The sequence below is a fragment of the Sorangium sp. So ce448 genome, assembly GCF_051520915.1.
Lineage (GTDB): Bacteria > Myxococcota_A > Polyangia > Polyangiales > Polyangiaceae > Sorangium > Sorangium cellulosum_B.
The window spans coordinates 10,833,268-10,852,397 of sequence record NZ_CP150343.1 but is presented as its reverse complement, the minus strand read 5'-3'; the positions used below and the strand labels follow the sequence as shown (position 1 = coordinate 10,852,397).

General features: G+C 71.6%; 10 protein-coding genes and 1 pseudogene. 10 read left to right on the top strand and 1 reads right to left on the bottom strand.

Annotated features, from left to right (window positions below; genetic code table 11):
- Positions 1 to 59: 59 nt before the first annotated feature.
- Complete coding sequence (locus tag WMF45_RS40940) at positions 60 to 2,834, top strand: hypothetical protein (protein ID WP_437711578.1); 2,775 nt, start codon at positions 60 to 62, stop codon at positions 2,832 to 2,834.
- A 114-nt stretch (positions 2,835 to 2,948) separates the two neighbouring features.
- Here the strand turns inward: WMF45_RS40940 and WMF45_RS40935 are convergent, their stop codons facing one another.
- Positions 2,949 to 4,388 carry a PAS domain-containing protein gene (locus WMF45_RS40935; RefSeq protein ID WP_437711576.1) on the bottom strand — a complete coding sequence of 480 codons (1,440 nt, stop codon included), beginning with the start codon at positions 4,386 to 4,388 and terminating at the stop codon, positions 2,949 to 2,951.
- Positions 4,389 to 4,934: 546 nt separating this feature from the next.
- Here WMF45_RS40935 and WMF45_RS40930 point away from each other — a divergent pair.
- The 9 genes and pseudogenes from WMF45_RS40930 to ypfJ all read left to right on the top strand — a co-directional run bounded on the left by WMF45_RS40930 (position 4,935) and on the right by ypfJ (position 19,015).
- Positions 4,935 to 6,149: an ATP-binding protein gene (locus WMF45_RS40930; protein WP_437711574.1), complete on the top strand. Its 1,215-nt coding sequence runs from the start codon at positions 4,935 to 4,937 to the stop codon at positions 6,147 to 6,149.
- A gap of 479 nt (positions 6,150 to 6,628) precedes the next feature.
- The gene (locus WMF45_RS40925) at positions 6,629 to 8,188 is read left to right on the top strand and encodes a cation:proton antiporter (RefSeq protein ID WP_437711572.1); all 1,560 of its coding nucleotides are present in this window, start codon (positions 6,629 to 6,631) and stop codon (positions 8,186 to 8,188) included.
- 1 nt (position 8,189) lies between these two features.
- Entirely contained in the window at positions 8,190 to 8,894 is a 705-nt protein-coding gene (locus tag WMF45_RS40920; RefSeq protein WP_437545480.1) for a potassium channel family protein, read from the top strand.
- 17 nt (positions 8,895 to 8,911) lie between these two features.
- Positions 8,912 to 10,237: a monooxygenase gene (locus tag WMF45_RS40915; RefSeq protein WP_437711570.1), complete on the top strand. Its 1,326-nt coding sequence runs from the start codon at positions 8,912 to 8,914 to the stop codon at positions 10,235 to 10,237.
- Positions 10,238 to 10,729: 492 nt separating this feature from the next.
- Positions 10,730 to 11,118: pseudogene (locus WMF45_RS40910) on the top strand (nuclear transport factor 2 family protein).
- Positions 11,119 to 11,212: 94 nt separating this feature from the next.
- A complete protein-coding gene (locus WMF45_RS40905) occupies positions 11,213 to 15,262 on the top strand; it encodes an nSTAND1 domain-containing NTPase (protein ID WP_437711569.1) in 4,050 nt (1,349 codons plus the stop codon).
- A gap of 130 nt (positions 15,263 to 15,392) precedes the next feature.
- Positions 15,393 to 16,391 carry an ADYC domain-containing protein gene (locus WMF45_RS40900; protein ID WP_437711567.1) on the top strand — a complete coding sequence of 333 codons (999 nt, stop codon included), beginning with the start codon at positions 15,393 to 15,395 and terminating at the stop codon, positions 16,389 to 16,391.
- Between the two features lie 154 nt (positions 16,392 to 16,545).
- The gene (locus WMF45_RS40895) at positions 16,546 to 17,829 is read left to right on the top strand and encodes a ferritin-like domain-containing protein (RefSeq protein WP_437711565.1); all 1,284 of its coding nucleotides are present in this window, start codon (positions 16,546 to 16,548) and stop codon (positions 17,827 to 17,829) included.
- A 352-nt stretch (positions 17,830 to 18,181) separates the two neighbouring features.
- Entirely contained in the window at positions 18,182 to 19,015 is an 834-nt protein-coding gene (gene ypfJ / locus WMF45_RS40890; RefSeq protein ID WP_437711563.1) for a KPN_02809 family neutral zinc metallopeptidase, read from the top strand.
- The last annotated feature ends 115 nt before the right edge of the window (positions 19,016 to 19,130 follow it).

The following is a 19,130-nucleotide window of genomic DNA, read 5'->3' as shown; positions in this document are numbered from 1 at the left end:
ACCGTGCACTTCTACACTGAGGAGTCCTTTTGCCAAAGCCCCCTGGCAAGGAGGTCGGTATGCGCCCACATCGTGCACTGCGCTCCCAGAATCGCCTGCTCTTCACCGCCGCCACGCTCGTTTGCCTCGCTGTCGGAGCAAGCGCGGAGGCGGCTCCGTCGTACACCCTCTTCGAGAGCGGTCAGGTCCGACCGCTCGCGCTCTCACCAAGCCGTCATCTGCTCTTCGCGGCCAATACACCCGACGGCCGTCTGGAGATCTTCCACGTCTCGTCGGGTGGTCTGACACACATTTCATCCGTGACCGTCGGCCTGGAGCCCGTCGCCGTCGCCGCGCGCAACGACGGCGAGGTATGGGTCGTCAATCACCTCTCCGATAGCGTCAGCGTCGTCGACGTCTCGTTCCCCTTGCGGCCGCGGGTCGTGCGCACGCTCCTCGTCGGCGACGAACCACGGGACATCGTCTTCGGCGGTCCCGGGCGGTCGCGCGCGTTCATCACCGCCGCCCACCGGGGCCAGAACGCGCCGTTCGATCCGCAGCTGACGACGCCCGGGGTCGGCCGCGCCGACGTCTGGGTGTTCAACGCGAACGCCGTCGCGACCCAACCATCGCTCGGAGGCACGCCCCTCACGATCCTCTCCTTCTTCACCGACACGCCGAGGGCGCTCGCGGTCAGCCCGGATGGGAGCTCGGTGTACGCCGCAGGCTTCCACACCGGCAACCGCACGACCGCCGTGCACCGCGCGATCGTGGAGGACGAAGGCGGGATGCTGCCGCCGTTCACCAACTACCTCGGGGAGCCGCAGCTGACGACGTCGCTCATCGTCCAGCACGACGGGACCCACTGGGTCGACGCCGGGGGCAACCCCTGGGACGACTCGGTCATGTTCTCGCTGCCCGACAAGGACGTCTTCGTCATCGACGCCACGGCCAATCCCCCTGTCCAGCGGCCCGGCAGCGCCGGCTTCTTCACCGGCGTCGGGACCGTCCTCTACAACATGGTCGTCAACCCGGCGAACGGGAAGGTCTACGTCTCCAACACCGAGGCGTTCAACCTCGATCGCTTCGAGGGCCCGGGCACCTTCGCCGGCACGAGCGTCCGGGGACACCTGCACGAGAGCCGGATCTCCGTGCTCGGCAGCGGCGGCTCGGTCCTGCCGCGGCACCTGAACAAACACATCAATTACGCGACGTGCTGCGCGCCGGTGCCCAACGCCGAGAACGCGAAGAGCCTGGCCACGCCGGTCGACATGGCGGTGACGAGCGACGGCTCGAAGCTCTACGTCGCCGCGTTCGGGTCGAGCAAGGTCGGGGTCTTCCAGACGGCCCAGATCGAGAATGACACCTTCACGCCGAGCCTCGCGAGCCAGATCCAGGTCACCGGCGGCGGGCCGAGCGGGCTCGCGCTCGATCAGCCGCGCGGCCGCCTGTACGTGCTCACGCGCTTCGACAACTCCATCTCGATCGTCAACACGTCGACGAACGCCGAGACGGCCCACATCGCCCTCCACAACCCCGAGCCGGAGAGCGTGGTCCGTGGGCGGAGGTTCCTCCATGACGCGAGCTTCTCGTCGGCCCACGGCGACTCGTCGTGCGCGAGCTGCCACGTCTTCGGCGACGTCGACAGCCTGGCATGGGACCTCGGCAACCCCGACGGGGACACCGTGACGAACCCCGGGCCGTTCACGAACATCAACCCGCCGTTCCCCGCCGATACCTCGCTGAAGCCCATGAAGGGGCCGATGACGACCCAGAGCCTGCGCGGCATGGCCAACCACGGCCCGATGCACTGGCGCGGCGACCGCACGGGCGGCAACGACGCGTCCACCGCGCAGCCGGACAGCGGGGCCTTTGACGAGCGCGCGGCGTTCGAGAAATTCCAGGGCGGCTTCACCAACCTGCTCGGCCGGCACGCGCCCATCCCCGACGAGGACATGGAGGCGTTCACGGACTTCATCCTCCAGCTCTCGTATCCGCCGAACCCGATCCGGAACCTGGACAACTCGCTGAACACCGATCAACAGGCCGGGCGCGATCACTTCTTCCGCGAAGGCGGCGCCGGGACCTTCTCATGCAATTCCTGCCATACCCTGGACCCGGACGGGAACGCCGGTACCAGCGAATTCCCCGGCTTCTTCGGGACGGACGGCGCGAGCATCGGCCAGGAGAACGGCCAGAGCTTCAAGATCCCCCACCTGCGCAACATGTACCAGAAGATCGGCATGTTCGGCATGGCCCCCGTCCCGAGCCTCTTCCACCTGGGAGACAACGACTTCAAGGGTGACCAGATCCGGGGCTTCGGGTTCATGCACGACGGCGTGATGGACACGCTCTTCCGCTTCCACCAGGCGATCGGGTTCGAGCAGAGCGTGTTCTCGCCGAACGGCTTCCCGCCCGGCGCGCCCGGCGAGCTCCTCCGCGAGCAGGCCGTGGAGTACATGCTCGCGTTCGACACGAACCTCGCGCCCATCGTCGGGCAGCAGGTGACGCTCGGATCGCACAACGCCACGGCGGCCTGGCCGCGCATCGACCTGCTCCGCCAGCGCGCCGAGGTCGGGGAGTGCGACCTCGTGGCGAAGCTCCCGTTCCTCCTCGAGGAGACCGGCCTCCTCTATGTCGGAGGTGGCCAGTTCACCGCGGCGCGGGCCGCGGCCCCGCCCTTGAGCGATCTCGTCCTGCGCTCGCTCGCCGCGCTCACCGGCCACCCGGTGACGTACACCTGCGTGCCTCCGGGCTCGGGCACGCGCATCGCCATCGACCGCGACGGCGACGGGTTCCTCGACGGCGATGAGTGCGACGCGGGCACCGATCCCGCGGATCCGACGAGCCACTGAGTCGCCGCTGCGTCGACTGAGTCGACGCCAGCGCCGCGCCGCGCCGCCCTCAACGCGGCGCGGCCGGCGCGGCGCTTCGACCGCGCCGCGCTCCACGCGGTACGGCGCGGCGCCTCAGCGGCGGCGCGCGCCCATGCACCAGCGCAGCGCTTCCTTCAGGCTGCGCAGCGTCTTGACCTGCGAGAGATCGAAGCCGAGGCCGACCATCGTCTGCGCGACCGGCGGGCGGATGCCGGTGACAACGCCCTTGCAGCCGAGCAGCGTCAATCCATTGATGATCTTGATGAGGTGCTGCGCCGTCGTCGTATCGACCGAATCGAGCCCGGTGAGGTCGAGGATGGCGAAGGCGGATTGCTTCTCCACCACGCTCGCGAGCAGCGACTCCATCACCATCGCCGCGCGATCCGCGTCGACCGAGCCGATCAAGGGGACGATGAGCACGTCCTGCCAGACCTCGATGATGGGGCTCGACAGCCGCGCGATCGACTCCTGCTGATTTTGCGTCAACCGCAGCTGCTCCCGCAGCTGCTGCTCGACGCGGAGCTGCTGCGTGATGTCCTCGCAGATGGCGCCGACGCCGGTCGTCTCCCCGAGGACGTCCTTCTGGGGAACGAACCTCGTCCGCCAGATCCTGTCTCGCCGGACCTGCTCGACCTGCGCGATCTCCCCGGAGAGGGCGTGCTCGAAGGCCGCGCGCACGTCCTCGGTGTCGCCGCACAGCTCGCGCATGTGCTTGCCCAGCTCGCCTCGCTCCGTACAACCGATCTGCGCGAGCGCCCCGCCCTGCGCGATCACGCAGAGGCCGGCCCTGTCGAACGCCAGGATGGCGAGGGGCATGCTGTCGATGCACGCGCGGAGCATCTCCCCCTGCACGGCGAGTCTGACGTCGTCGGCCAGGTTGATGCCGAACGTCTGGACGCCCACGATCTCGCCGTCATCGTCCCGGCGGGGCGCGTAGTGCACGATCCAGTGCACGCCCCCGGCCACGGTGTCCGTGCGGACAGGCTCTCCCTCGAGGACGCGCTTGGTCAGGCCCATGACCTCCGCGTCCGCGCCGTAGAGATCGAACATGTTCATTCCGACGAGCTGATGTCGTTTGAGCCCCATGCTCTCGAGCCCTTTGCCGTCGGAGACATGGAGCGTGCCCGCCCGATCGCACCACCAGACGATCGCATCCATCGTCTGGAACACGTCGACGAGGATGCGCGCCTGGTCCTCCCACACCTTGCGATCGGGCTTCACGGCAGCCCAGAGCGCCGTGTCGTCGGCTCGCCACAGCGTCCAGTGCAGCGGGACGCTCTCCCCGCGGGCGCCCACGACGCGCGCCGCGGCGGAGACGCTGCCCGCGGCGGCGCGCGTGCCCTTGATCCGGGCCGTCAGCTCGCCCCGATCGTCCTCGTGAACGCGCTCGAGGAGCCGCCCGGAGGGGCCGACGCAGCGCTCCCAGGCCGCGTTGCAGGCCACCACCTCCCCCGCGCTGGAGAGCAACGCCAGCGGTGTGGGTGTGCCGTCGAGCAGTGTCTTACACGAGAGCGAAGCGAGCCTGTCGTCCATTGAATCCTTGCAACGGGCCAGAAGCGACGACCCTCGGCGCGCCAGCCCCGGGCCTCTCACGGTGGGTGAACAAACGCGCTGTGGGCGACGTCACGACACCGGGTGCGAAGAGGTGGGATGCTGCTCGGATTCTCGGCGCTGGGGTCATCGAGCCTGGCACCATGGCGAACCGTAACGTGGTGATATCATTTGAGGGCGCCGAGACGCCAGCCTCATCGCTAGACGCGCCGCGGCGCATCGACGCCCGCGCGACCTCGGCCGGATGGCGGGCGCCCGCTGCCCACCACATCGCCCCTCCGCGCTCGGCATGAAGCGATGGCCGACAGCAACGGCCGCCGCTGCACGGCCGCTGAGCGCGAGGCGGTCGCGCGGACACTGGCGGTGACGTGCGCCGGGGCACGTCGTTTAACGCGTCGCGCTCGCCTTGTCGTGCGCGCGAGCGCGCGTTAGAGACCCCTCCAGATGGAACCCGAGGGCCACGAGAGATTCGCTGACTCGGACCCGAGTTTCCGACAACTCCATCCTTGCGAACGCCTCATCAGCGTCGTGCAGGACCTCTCGCTGGCCCGCGACCTCCGGGCGATCATGCAGATTGTCGATCGGGCCGCCCGCGACCTCACGGGCGCCGACGGCGCTTCCTTCGTGCTCCGCGACGGCGACCTCTGTTACTACGCGCAGGAAGACTCGATCGCCCCGCTCTGGCAGGGGAAGCGGTTTCCGATGTCGGCGTGCGTCAGCGGCTGGGTGATGCTGAATCGGAGGCCGGCGGTCATCGGCGATATCACGCGCGATCCCCGCGTCCCGATCGACGCTTATCAGCCGACCTACGTGCGGAGCATGGCCATGGTGCCGATCCGCGCGCGCGCTCCGCTCGGGGCGATCGGGACCTACTGGAGCTCCATACGAGAGATCCCGCAGCGCGAGGTGTCGCTGCTCCAGGCGCTCGCCGGCAGCGCCGCCGTGGCCCTGGAGAACGTCGCGCTCCATGACGGCCTGGAGAAGGGCAAGGCGCGGGCGCGCGAGGTCGAGGCGGCGAACCGCGACCTCGAGGAGAGGCAAAAGGCCCTGGAGGAGCTCCACCGGCAGAACGAGGCGCTGAGCGAGTTCCTCGCGCACGATCTCAGGAGCCCCGCCGCCGGCATCATCCTCGCCGCGCAGGCGCGCCTGAAAAAGCAGGATCTCCCGGAGCCGGAGCGGCGCCGATGGAATGCCGTCCTCACCTCGGCCGAGGTCATCCAGCGCACCGCGCTGAACCTGCTCGACGTCGCGAGCCGCCAGCACGGCATGTTCGTGCTGCGGCTCGCCGAGCTCGATCCTGCGTCGCTGTTCGAAGGTGTGGCCGAGATCCTGGAGCCGCTCGCCGCGTCGCGCGGGCAGCGAATCGAGCTCTGCCCCGCCATGCCGAGCTGTCTTCTCCGCGTCGATGAGGAGCTCGTGCGGCGCGTCCTGCTGAACCTCGTCGACAATGCGCTCCGCCATAGCCCGCCCCGGGGCGCGGTGCGCCTCGAGGCGCGGTGGCTCGACCCGGGCTGGGTCGAGCTCAACGTGTGCGACGAGGGCCTGGGGATCCCGGTCCACCTGCGCGACCGCATCTTCGACAAGTACGCGCGGCTCGCCGACGGGGGCGCGATGTCTGCGGCCGGCCGCGGCCTCGGGCTGACGTTCTGCCGGCTGGTCGTGGAGGCGCACGGCGGCAAGATCGACGTGAGGGACAACGAGGGGCGGGGGAGCCGGTTCTGCGTTCAGCTGCCGGCAGGCTGACAGAAGAGCATCGAGCGCGCTGAGAGCCGGTGTCGGGGGCCGCTCCTGAAGCGTTTCTCGAATTTTTTTCGGGAAAATTCACGGGGAGACGGGGAGTGAGAATCCATTCATCTCCCCGCCTCCCCGTCTCCCTGTTCAAATTCCCCCTCTCTGATCGAATTCCCGCCCAGGATGCCAACGAGATGAGGGGGATCGCTCCACGACGACAAAGCGAGGATGTCGTCGATGTCGCGTCATGTGATCTATCGATATCCCAACTCTTCCCGGGCGGCCGGGCGGTCGAGCGAGAGGCGCGCGCGGCCTCGCGTGTGCGTGCCTCTCGCTCGACCGCCCGGCGACGCCGCTCGCGTCTTGCGATTCCGGAGGCGATCAGGTAGCGCAGGATCCACGGTGAGCTCTCCCGCGGACCCCGTGCACATCGCGACGCGCCCGCCGCGGGCGCCCTCCCTCGTGCCCGCGCCGCGGCCGCGAGGTGCCTCATGAGGGAGCGGCTCGAGAGCCTGCTCCTCGTCCTGGCCGTCGGCTCGGCGGTCGCGATCGGGGCGAAGCGCGTCGCGATTCCCTACAACGTCGCGCTCGTGCTCGTGGGGCTGCTGCTCGTCGTCGTCGACGTGCTCCCGAAGGCGCCGATGGACCCGGAGGTCATCCTCATCGCGTTCCTCCCGGTGCTCGTGTTCGAGGGCGCCCTGTTCGCGGACGCGGACAGCCTGAGGGGCGCGAGCCGGCCGATCCTCGCGCTCGCCGTGCCGGGCGTGCTCATCTCGCTGCTCGGCACCGCCGCGGTGGCGACGCAGCTGCTCGCGCTCCCGTTCGCCGCGGCGCTCCTCCTCGGCGCGCTGCTCTCGATCACCGACACCGTGAGCGTGCTGCTCGCCTTCCGCAGCGTCCGCGTGCCGCACCGGCTTGCGGCCATCATGGAAGGCGAGAGCCTCTTCAACGACGGCACCGCGCTCGTGCTCGTCGTGCTCGCGTCGCAGGTCCTCGCGAGCGGCACCTTCGACGGCGCCGAGACCTTCCGCGCGCTCGCCCTGGCCATGGTCGGCGGCGCGGCCGTCGGGGGCGCGTTCGGCGCCGTCGGCGCGTCCCTCCTCCGCCGCACGCCGGATCACCTGACCGCGATCCTCGCCTCCATCGTGCTCGTCTTCGCCACGGCCCTGCTCGCCGAGCGGCTCCACGCCTCGCCGGTCATCGCCGTCGTGGTCCTCGGGGTGATCGTCGGCAAGGCCGCGCGCCGCATCCTCGAGCCCTCGCGCGTGCTCGCGCTCCAGGGCTTCTGGGAGACGAGCGGCTTCTGCCTCAACGTGGTGCTCTTCGAGCTCGTCGGCATGCAGATCCAGGCGGACATGCTCGTGCGCGAGGCGGCGTCCATCGGCCTCGCGCTGATCGCCCTGCACGGGGGCAGGGCGGTGGCCGTCTACGGCTGCTTCGGCGTGCTCCGGGCGCTCACGGGCGAGCTCGTGCCCTTCCGCTGGCAGCACGTGATGCTGGTCGGCAACATCAAGGGCGCGCTGTCGATGGCCGCGGTGCTCAGCCTCCCGAGCGGCCTGCCGTACCGCGACCGCCTGATCACGATCGTCTTCGGCGTGACCTTCGTCACGCTGGTCGCGCAGGCGCTGCCGTTCGCGCGGCTGCTCAAGTTCCTGCGGGTCGCGATCCCGACGGCGGACGCCGCGCTCGACGCCGCGAAGGCCACGCTCATCGCGGCGCGGCGCGGCCAGTCCGAGCTCGACGATCTGCTCGCGGCGGGCCTCGTGTCCCGCAAGGAGCACGCCGAGCGCCGCGCCGCGTTCCAGCGGCAGGTCATCCACGCGGAGGTTGCGCTCCAGACGCCGCAGGGCGAGGTGGTCCGCGACCACCTCACCGATCTCGCCCTCCTCTCGGCGCAGAAGGCGGCGGTGCTCGACGCGGCGAGGCGCGGCCTCATCGCCGCCGACACAGCGCACGCCCACGTGAACCGGATCGACAGGGCCATGGTGGAGCTCCCCGGCGGACACGCGGCGCCCGGCGCGCACCCTCACGAGCACGAAGGAGAGAGCTGACATGCGCGTTCTCATCGCGGGCGCCGGGCGCGCAGGGCTGAGCGTCGCGGTCCACCTCGCGAAGATGGGCCACGACGTGACGACCGTCGATCGCGACGAGGCGATCGCCAACAGCGCGTTCGAGCGGCACGGCCTCGTCTCGCTCGTGGGCGACGCGACCGACGCCGGGCTCCTCCAGGAGGCCGAGGTGGCGCGCGCCGACGTGGTGGTGGCGATGCTCCGCCGCGACGCCGACAACCTCGCCGTGGCGCTCCTCGCGCAGGCCGGGGGGGCCAAGCGCGTCATGGTGCGCATGCGGGACCCCGCCTACCGGGGCGTGTACGTCCGCGCGGGCGTGGACCAGATCCTCTCCGAGATCGACGTCTTCATCGGCGCGATGGCCACCGCCATCGAGCACCCGGGCGTCCGCCACGCGATGGTGCTCGGCGTCGGCGAGTCGGTCGCGTTCGAGCTCGACGTCCCGGTCGACTCGGTGATCGCGGGCCGCACGGTGAGCACCATCGCGGGCAGCGCCAGCTTCCCTTCGTCGTGCGTCTTCGCCGGCGTCTACCGCCCGGATGGCCGCGTCGAGGCGCCGCGCGGCTCGTCCGTCGTCGCGGGGGGCGCCACGGTGCTCCTCGTGGCCGCGCGCGACGAGCTCGCCGAGGTCATCGCGTTCTTCCTCCGGCGCGAGCCCGCGAGCGGCGGGGTCCACGAGCGCCGCTGACACGAGGCAGGTGTTCTATGACGAGGTGCGCGGGGATCACGGGCTCATGGGCATGGCTCGCGGCGGCGCTGGCCGTCCTCTCTGCCTGCGGCGGCGATGACGCCGGGGCCGCGGCGGGCGGCGGCGTCCAGGCCGCCGTTACGTACTACCGGGACGTCAAACCCATCTTCGACGCGCGGTGCGCGGGGTGCCACAGCGACGGCGGCGTCGCGCCGTTCTCGCTCGAGGGCCACGAAACCGCGGCGTCCTGGGCCGCGCCCATCAAGCGGGCCGTCGTCGAGCGTACGATGCCCCCCTGGCCGGCCGACAACGGCTGCGCCGAGTACGTGGGCGACCGCTCCCTGTCCGACCAGCAGATCCAGACCATCGCCGCGTGGGTCGACGGCGGCGCGGCCCTGGGCGATCCGGCGGACGAGGGCCCGCCGATCGACCCGCCGGCGAGCGCCGCGCTCGCTCGTGTGGACCGGACGCTCGAGATGCCTGTCGAGTACACCCCGCAGACGGGGCCCGACGAGTACCGCTGCTTCGTGATCGACTGGCCGGAGGAGGCCGTGCGGTACGTCACGGGCTTCGGGATCAGGCCCGGCGAGCAGCGCGTCGTCCACCACGTGATCGCCTTCATCGCGGCGCCGGACCAGCTCGCCGAGCTCGACGCCCTCGACGCGGCCGACCCGGGCCCGGGTTATCCCTGCTACGGCGGTCCTGGGCTCAAGCCGCGCTGGCTCGGCGGCTGGGTGCCCGGCGGCGGGAGCATGATCTTCCCGGCGGGCGCGGGCACCCGGATCGAGCCTGGTTCCAGGCTGATCATGCAGGTCCACTACAACACGCTGACGGCGGGCAAGCTGCCGGATCGCACCGCGATCGACGTGATGCTGGAGAGCTCGGTCGAGCGGGAGGGCACGATGCAGCCGTGGGCGAACCCGGCCTGGCTCAGCGGCGACTCCATGCTGATCCCTGCCCTGGAGAGCGACGTCGTCCACCGCTGGGGGGCCGATCCCTCCCGGGCGCTCGCGGGCAACGAGCCGATCGAGATCCACTGGGTGGGCCTCCACATGCACACGCTCGGTACGCGCGCGCGCCTCGAGATCGAGCGGGCCAATGGCGGCTCGGAGTGTGTGCTCGACATCCCGCGCTGGGACTTCCACTGGCAGGGAAATTACAAGCTCGCCGAGCCCAAGGTGCTCGGTCCGGGCGACAAGCTGTCGATCGAGTGCCACTGGGACAACACGCCCGAGAAGCAGCCGATCATCGACGGACAGCCGCGGGTCCCCAGGGATGTCGTCTGGGGAGAGGGCACGACCGACGAGATGTGCCTCGGCACGTTCTACATGACCGGGCGCTGAGCGCGGGCTTCCCGGCAGCTTGCAGTCCCCGGGGACCGTGCGCGGCGAAGCCACATCCCCGGCGCACCGAGGCTCACGCCATTACGAGCGTCCTGTCGGAATCATCTCTCTATTTCTGTCGAGCAGAATGGTTATTCCAATCGGTGACGAATCTCCTCGTCGCATGTCCGCGCTGCTGCGAACGTGCCGAGCTGGCCCGCCGCCATGAGCCGCCCCAAGAGGTGCTGAGCTGCTCGCGATGCGGGCACATTCGTTGATTCATGATCGGGTCGATGGCCACGCGGTTGACGCGGCCTCATGGACCGAATTGAACGATGCGCCTGTTCGCGCGCTCCGCGATGCACCCCAAGGCCTTCGGACCCCCGGGCCGCCGCTGTCCGATGCCCGCGATCCTGCCGGCGCCGTCCGCCACGCCACACCTCGTCGCGGCCTGACTTCACCGTCGACGGCGTCGGAGCGCACGGGTAACACTGCGTGGAGCCGCGGACCTCCATGACCGACGAACACCCCGCCTTCGAGCAAGCCATCCGCGACGTCATGGAACGCCGCGCCCGCGCCCTGGTGACGCGCGACCTCGCCGAGCTCCGGCTTCTCCTCGCAGACGACTTCTCGTACGTCAATTCCCAGGGGACCCTCTCGGGCAAGGCCGAGTACCTGACGGCGGTCGAGGGGGGGCGCTGCGCTGGAGCGCGCAGGCCGCGGAGGAGGTCAGCCTGCGCAGCTATGGCGAAGTCGCCGTGGTGACCTGCGTGGTGCGCGACGAGGGGACCTGGCGTGGCGAGCCGTTCAGCGCGCGGTTCCGCTCCACGCAGGTCTACGCGCGCCGCGAGGGCGTGTGGCGCTACATCGCGGGCCAGTCGACGGGCCTGGACCAGGGTTGAGCGCGGGGGGACTGCGCGGCGCCGGGCGGCGGACCCCACAGGGAACGCTCGGCTCGAGTATAGTCCCCGGGCGCTTGGCGCGAGGCGGGCCCTCGTGAAAGAGAAGATTGCTTCAACCCTCTCGCAGGCCATCCTGCGCCCCGGCGGCGCGGAGACGCAGCCGCAGGCGGGCGACGCCCTGCCGCCGTCGAGCGTAGGCCCGGAGAGCCTCGCCCCGTCGAGCTTCGGCCCGGACAGCCCGGGCCCGTCGAGCTTCCACCCGCCGAGACGGTTCGAGGAGTACCGGCTCCTCCAGAAGCTCGGCAGCGGCGGCATGGGCGACGTCTACCTCGCGCACGACACGCTGCTCGACCGCATGGTCGCGATGAAGTTCATCCGCGCGGAGACCGCGGACGCCGAGGTGCGCGCGCGGCTGCTCGCCGAGGCGCGCGCGGCCGCCCGCATCCAGCACCCGAACGTCGTCGCCATCTTCCGCGTGGGCGAGCTCCGGGGACGGCTGTTCGTCGTCTCGGAGTTCGTCCGCGGCCAGAGCCTCGACCGCGTCGACGTGCCGATGCCCTCGCGCCGCGTGCTCGAGCTCGGGGCGGGCCTTGCGCGGGGCCTCGCGGCCGCCCACCGCCGGGGGGTGCTGCACCTCGACATCAAGCCGGCCAACGCGGTGCTCACCGCGGAGGGCGAGGCGAAGCTCCTCGACTTCGGCCTCGCAAAGCTCCTCGAGCCGGCCGCGCGGTCCGACACGCGCGGGGCGCGATCCGACGTCGCTGGAGGGCGATCGGACATGCCCGGGGGGCGATCGGACGCGCTCGGCGCGGACGCGCTCTCTGGCGGCGAGGCCCTGCGAGGAGCGCAGGGCGACGCCGACGCGGCGATCGCGCCCGGCGATGAGCCGCTCGAGGGCGAGTTCCGCGAGGCGGCCGAGATGGCGGCGCGCCTGCTCGACGCGACGACGAGCGTCGGCGGCGGCACGCCCCATTACCTGCCGCCCGAGCTGTGGCGCGACGAGCTCGCGACGCGCCGCTCCGACGTGTACTCGCTCGGCGCGCTGCTCTTCGAGCTCTGCGCCGGCGTCCCGCCGCACCACGACGTGCCGATGACCGAGCTCCCGCTCGTCGTCCAGACCGAGGCGCCCCGGCCCCTCGCCGCCCTCGCGCCGGGCGTCGATCCGCGGCTCGCGGCCGTCATCGAGCGGTGCCTCGAGATCGACCCGGCCGACCGCTTCGCCTCGGGCGACGAGCTGCGCGACGCGCTCGAGCAGCTGCTCGCCAGGAACCGCCACGCCTCCGTCGCCCCGGAGGGCAACCCCTACCGCGGGCTGCTCGTCTTCGATCTCGAGCACCGCTCCGTGTTCTACGGGCGCAGCTCCGAGACGGGGACGATCCTCGACCGGCTCCGCTCCGAGCCCATGATCGTCGTGGCCGGCGACTCGGGCTCGGGCAAGTCCTCGCTCTGCCGCGCCGGCGTGCTCTCGCTCGTGCTCGAGGGCGCCCTCGGCGGCGGGCGCGCCTTCCAGGCGGCCATGATGGTGCCCGGCCGGCACCCGCTCGCCGCGCTGGCCGCCGCGCTCGAGCCGGTCCTCGGCGCGCCCGCCGAGCGCATCGCCCAGGCCGTGCGCGCCGCGCCGGGCTCCCTCGCCCGCGACCTGCGCGCGCGGCTCGGCGAGCGCGGCGGGCTCGTCCTGTTCATCGACCAGATGGAAGAGCTCGCGACGCTGAGCAGCCCGGGCGAGGCGGCGCTCGTCGGCGAGGTGCTCAGCGCCTTCGCGGCGCGCTCGCCCTCCCTGCGCCTGCTCGCCACGGTGCGCGGCGACTTCCTCGCGCGCGTCGCCGGCATCTCCGGCCTGGGCGACGACATCGAGCGCGCGCTCTACCTGCTCCGCCCGATGTCGGCGGACAAGCTCCGCGAGGCCATCACCGGGCCGGCGCTGGCCAAGGGCGTCGCGTTCGAGTCCGACGCGGTCGTCGACGCGCTCGTCGAGTCCACCGCGCGCGCCGAGGGCGGGCTGCCGCTCCTCCAGTTCGCGCTCGCCGAGCTCTGGGACGCCCGCGCCGCGCCCGACGCGCCGCTCAGCAGCGCCGACCTCGCGCAGATCGGCGGGGTCGAGGGCGCGCTCGCCCGCCACGCCGATCGCGTGCTCGGCCGCCTGGCGCCCGAGGTCCACGCGGCCGCGCGGCGGCTGCTCGGCGCGCTCATCACCCCGCAGGGCACGCGGGCGCGGCGCGCCGAGGGCGAGCTCGCGGAGAAGGGCGGCGACGGGGCGGCGCGCGCCGCGCTCGACGCGCTCGTGCAGGGCCGCCTCCTGTTCGCCCGCGAAGGCGAGCAGGGGACGGTCTACGAGATCGCCCACGAGGCGCTGATCCACGGCTGGGGGACGCTGCGCCACTGGCTCGAGGAGCAGCGCGAGCAGCGCGCGACGCGCCAGCGCCTCGACGCCTCGGCCGCCGAGTGGGAGCGGCTCGGCCGGCGCCGCGACGCGCTCTTCAGCGCGCGCCAGCTCAAGGAGGCGAGGGGCCTCGACCCGGCCGACCTGCCGCCGCGCGAGGCGGCGTTCCTGAGGGCGTCGCGGCGCGCCGTCCTGACGCAGCGCGCGGTCCGGTGGGCCCTCGTCGTGGGCGTCCCGCTCGTCGCCGCGCTGCTCTACGGCACGCTGGAGCTCAGGGCGGCGCGCCAGCTCGCCGCGCGGGCCGACAGGAAGATCCACGAGGCCGCGCTCACGTCGTCCGCCGCGGCGCTCGAGGGCGCCGAGGCCGATGCGATCCGCGCGGAGGCGCTCTCGGCGTTCGATCGCCGGCGCCGCGACGAGGGGGAGGCGCTCTGGGAGCGCGCGCAGGGGCGCGCCGCCGAGGCCGAGCGGCTGCAGCTGCAGGTGAGCCAGAAGCTGGAGGCCGCGCTCACGCTCGACGGCGCCCGCAACGACGCGCGCGCGCGGCTCGGCGACGTGCTCTACGAGCGCGCGCTGGCCGCGGACGCGCGCGGCCACGCCTCGCTGCGCGACGAGCTGCTCCAGCGCATGACCACGTACGATCCCGACGGCGCGCGCCGGCAGCGATGGAACGCGCCCGCGGAGGTCGCCATCGAGACCGATCCCCCCGGCGCCGACATCACGCTGGAGCGGTACGAGAGCGACGCGGAGGGGCGCCGGCAGCTGACCGGCCAGCGCCTCCTCGGGACGACGCCCTTCGCGAGCATCGCGCTCGCTCAGGGCTCCTACCTGCTCACCTGCGAGGCGCGGAATCGCACCATCGTGCGTTATCCGTTCCTGGTCCAACGCGGAGAGTCATTGAAGCTCTCCATCCCGCTGCCGCACGCCGGGGACGTTCCTCCCGGGTACATCTACATCCCGCCGGGCCGGTTCCTCTTCGGCGCCGCCCTTGACGACATGTACCGGTGGGCGTTCCTCTCCACCGTTCCTCTCCATGAGATCCGCACAGGCGCGTACCTGATTGCGCGGCACGAGACGACGTTCCAGGAGTGGCTCGACTACATCCAGGAGCTCCCCAAGGAGTCCCGCGGCAGCTCGTCCATCCAGGCGGGCAACGGCGCCATGACAGGCGCCCTGGGGCTGCGCCGCCTGCCAAGCGGTGTGTGGCAGCTCACGATCCAGCCCACGGTGCAGGCGTATACCGCGCGGGCAGGAGAGCCGCTCGTGTACCCATCGCGGGCGGTCCGCGCGCAGCAGGACTGGCTTCGTTTCCCCGTCACGGGCATCTCCTTCGCTCAGGCCACCGAGTATGCCGCGTGGCTCCACAGGACAGGCCGAGTGCGCGGAGCCCGCCTCTGCACCGACTACGAGTGGGAGCGCGCGGCGCGGGGCGCCGACAGCCGCATCTTCCCGCACGGGGACAGGCTGTCTCCCGGCGACGCCAACTTCGATGAGACCTACGGCAAGGAGAGCTCCACGATGGGGCCGGATGAGGTGGGCTCGCACCCCGCCTCACGTAGTCCGTTCGGGGTTGACGACATGGCGGGAAACGTGTTGGAGTGGGCTATTTCTTCGATCGAGACCGACAAAGTGCTGTTGCGAGGTGGTGCTTATATCTATGATCAAACCTCGGTCCGAAGTGACAACCGGACCGTCGTTGATGGCACCTTCCTCGACCCGGTGATCGGGCTCCGCATCTGCGCCTCGTTCCCTCCACCACCGTGAAGGCGACGAGGCCTGCGGCGCTCGCGCCGACGCGGGCTTCATCGCTCGCGTGATCGGGGCCCGACCGCCCGAGGGAAGACCGTCGATGCGCAAGGCGTCACGGCTTTAGCGGCAGCGTCCGGAGGAGATCATGTTGAAGCGAGGGTTCCTGGTAGGGGCTATGGTCGGGCTCAACTCCCTCGGCGCCGGTTGCGCCGCGGAGATCGACGGCGGCGAGGACGAGGAAGCGCTGGCGGAGAGCTCGTTCGCGATGAGCAGGCTCAACGGCATGAACCTCAACGGGGTCCGCTTCAACGGGGTTCGCTTCAACGGGGTCCGCTTCAACGGGGTCCGCTTCAACGGGGTCTCGCTGGACGCGACGACGCTGGTCGGGACGCGCGAGGGCGACGGCGCGCCGGTCGCCGGGGCCGACTTCATCGGCGCGGACGTCGAGGCGGTCCTGGACGATGGGTCGTCGGTGTCCGTCCGCGTCACGAACGTCGTCGAGCGCGACGGGATCCAGTACTACACGGTGAAGTACAACGCCGGCCCCGGGGTCTGGGTGAACATCTGCGGCGAGGGCCTCGACGCGATCCCGGTGAAGGGGACGTGGAACGCGGTGACGGGGGCCCACTCGGACGACGGGGGCATGTTCACGTTCGCCTGTCAGGGCGCGGCGATCGGGAAGTGCGCCGAGTGGGGCTACAGGGAATGGGTGGCCGAGGCGGAGTGCAATGCGAGCGGCTGCGAGGACAGGGATCTCTCGTACTTCCATCAAGCGTGCATCCGCATGGTGCGCGCGGACTACTGCGGCGACGGCGTGCCGCACACCCAGACCGGGACGGCGATCGACGTCTGGGATGCGCTCGGCATCCAGACCGAAACGGTGGGCTCTGGCATGAGCCTCGAGGCGGAGTGGACGGTGGACGGCGCCGCCTGCATCAAGCACACCCGGTGGAACGGCCCCGGCGGCAGCAACCCGGATCGCGACTACATCATGGCGCATTGCCCGGAGCGGTGGGCCGGGGATGATCCGAGCTGCGGCGGGAGCACCTCGACCTTTCACAAGGAGAACGGCTTCACGACGCCGCTCGGCCAGCGGCGCATTCTGCGAAACGCGTCGTTCACGACCAACGTGATGCCCCTGTAGGCAGCGCCGTCGCGCAGGTCCGGGCGCGGTCACGCCCGCGCCCGGGAGTGCCGGAGTGTGTCAGCGCTGCGGCGCGACGATCGGGGGGAGCGCCCCGCGGCGCCCGCAGATACCGCGGCTCTCGATGTGAACGAGCACCGACCGGCGGTGGACCATGGCTTGCGACAGCGTCCCGCACAAGCCGCCCTGTTTCGAGCTCCTCGCCGCGCGCATGAGGCAGCGGGCATGGGGGCTGGAGGTGCACGTCATGCTGCTCGACCGATCCTTTCGACGAACGCTCATCGCCCGTCTCCTGCAGAGCGCTGGCCCCTCGGCGGCCGCAGCGCTCCTCGTCGCAGCGCCGGGCTGCGGGGAGGCCGCGGCCGAGGCCGAGAGCGCCCGGGAGCTCCGTTGCTTCGATTGGTTCGACGAGCTCGGGGCTTGCCTGGACCGCGAGGCGGCGCTGGAGGAGTTCACCACCATCCACCAGCCCTGCGACGGCAAGGACGTGGAGCTGGAGAAGGAGACGATCGTGTCGGTGGAGAGCGACGCGACCCGCCGTGACGGCGCGTGCTGTTACGAGGTGATCGTCGAGGAGAACACCCTCGACTGCGCCGCGGTGGGACGGCCCTTTTCGCTGGAGGGGCACCACGTCACGGCAGCTCTGCGGCTGGCCGAGGCGGGGTGGCTCGCGCGTGCGACGGCGAGCGGCGCCGGTGGGCAGCAGCCTTCGCTCGCGGATCTGACGGACGAGGAGCGGGAGACGCTCGCCGGGGGATGGCTGCGGAGCGCGCTCGAGGAGCACGCGTCGGTGGCGTCGTTCGCGCGCTTCGCGCTGGATCTCATGGCGCACGGCGCGCCGTCGTCGCTCGTCGAGGCGGCGCACATCGCCGCGCTCGACGAGGTCGGTCACGCCCGCCTCGGGTTCTCGCTCGCGGCCGCCTACCGGGGCGGCCCTGTCGGCCCGGCCGCCTTCCCCATGCCGCCGGCGGTGCCGATCGCCGCGGATCTCGCGGCGCTCGCGCGCGCCGCCGCGGAGGAGGGCTGCGTCGGAGAGACCGTGGCCGCGGTGATCGCGGCGGAGCAGCGCGCCCGCGCCGACGATCCCGCGGTGCGGGCGGCGCTCGGGGTGATCGCGGAGGACGAGGCGCGGCACGCCGAGCTCGCCTGGCTGACGGTGGCGTGGGCGATCGGGGCCGGCGGCGAGCCGGTGCGCCGCGCCGTGGCCGAGGTGTTCGAGGCCGCCGCGGCGTCGCTCGGGCGCCCGCCCCCGCCGGGGGCCGAGCCGGGCGGCGGCCGCGCCGCGGCGCTCGCGGCGCACGGCCACCTCGCCGTGGCCGAGGTGCGCGCGCTGCAAGGCGCGGCGCTCGCCCAGGTGGTGCTGCCGTGCGCGCGCGCGCTGGGGCTCTGGAGGCCCGCGGCCGCCGCGGGGGCGGCTCGGCCTGCGGCGAGCGCGTAGCGATCTCCGGAGGCGCTCCGCTCTTCGCGGCGGAGAGGATGGGCGAGGCGTGCTCCTCTCCATCCACCTCGAGCCAGACCTGCTTGCTCTTGCCGTCTTGGGAGTGCTGGCCAGAGCACGGGGCGAGTCGAGGAGAGGCACCGCCAGGACGCCTGAAGGCGCAGAGAGGTGTCTTCTCGGGAGACGCCGAGAGAGAGACCTCGTGTTCTTCGTGGCAAGCGCAGGCGGTGATTCCCTCGTCGCGCGCCGCGCGACCAGACCGGCGCCATCACCAGGCGGGCAATACCCGCACGTCCCGACCGAAAGCTAAGGTACCACCCGATGCGCGGTCCACGCTATACATGCGCTGGTCATGCGCTGGACACCTGGGAAACGCAGTGAAAACCTCCGAGACCTCCGCGGCGCGTCCGGCGGAGCGAAGCTCGGTGTGGGCGGGACGGTGATCCTGCTCGTGCTCTCGCTGGTCTTCGGGAAGGATCTCCTCTCGGGGCTCGGTCAGGGCTCCGCGATCCCCGGCGCGCAGAGCGGGCACGCGAGCTCGCCCGAGGAGGAGCGCCTCGTCGATTTCGTCTCCTTCGTCCTCGATGACACCGAGGCCGTGTGGACGCAGGTGTTCAGCCGGACGGGGCAGCGCTATCCGGCGCCCACGCTGACGGTGTTCACCGATTCCGTGAGGTCGGGCTGCGGTGTCGGCGAGTCGGCGATGGGCCCGTTCTACTGCCCGGCGGACCGGACGGCGTACATCGACCTCGGCTTCTACCGCGAGCTCAAGGCGCGGTTCGGCGCGCCGGGCGACTTCGCCCAGGCGTACGTGCTCGCCCACGAGATCGGCCACCACGTGCAGAACGTGCTCGGGACCGAGCGCCGCCTGCGCCAGCTGCAGGCCGCGCGCCCGGGCGAGAAGAACGCGCTTTCCGTGAAGATGGAGCTCCAGGCGGACTGCTTCGCCGGCGTGTGGGCCCACTCCACGGCGAAGCGCGACCTGCTCGAGGCGGGCGACGTCGAGGAGGCCCTCCGGGCCGCGTCCGCGATCGGCGACGACCGGCTGCAGAAGGCCGCGACCGGCAGGGTCAACCCGGAGACGTGGACGCACGGCTCGTCGGCGCAGCGGGTCACCTGGTTCAAGCGCGGCATGCAGGGCGGCCGCGTCGAGGACTGCGACACGTTCGCCGAAGGCTCACCCTAACAGGCCTGGGCGAAGGGTCACGCAGATCGCACGAGCGGCGGCTCGCGACAGCTCCGCGCGACGGTGTACGCTGCTCGCCCGCCGATGGTCTCGCCGCACGGTGCCCCTCGCTCCC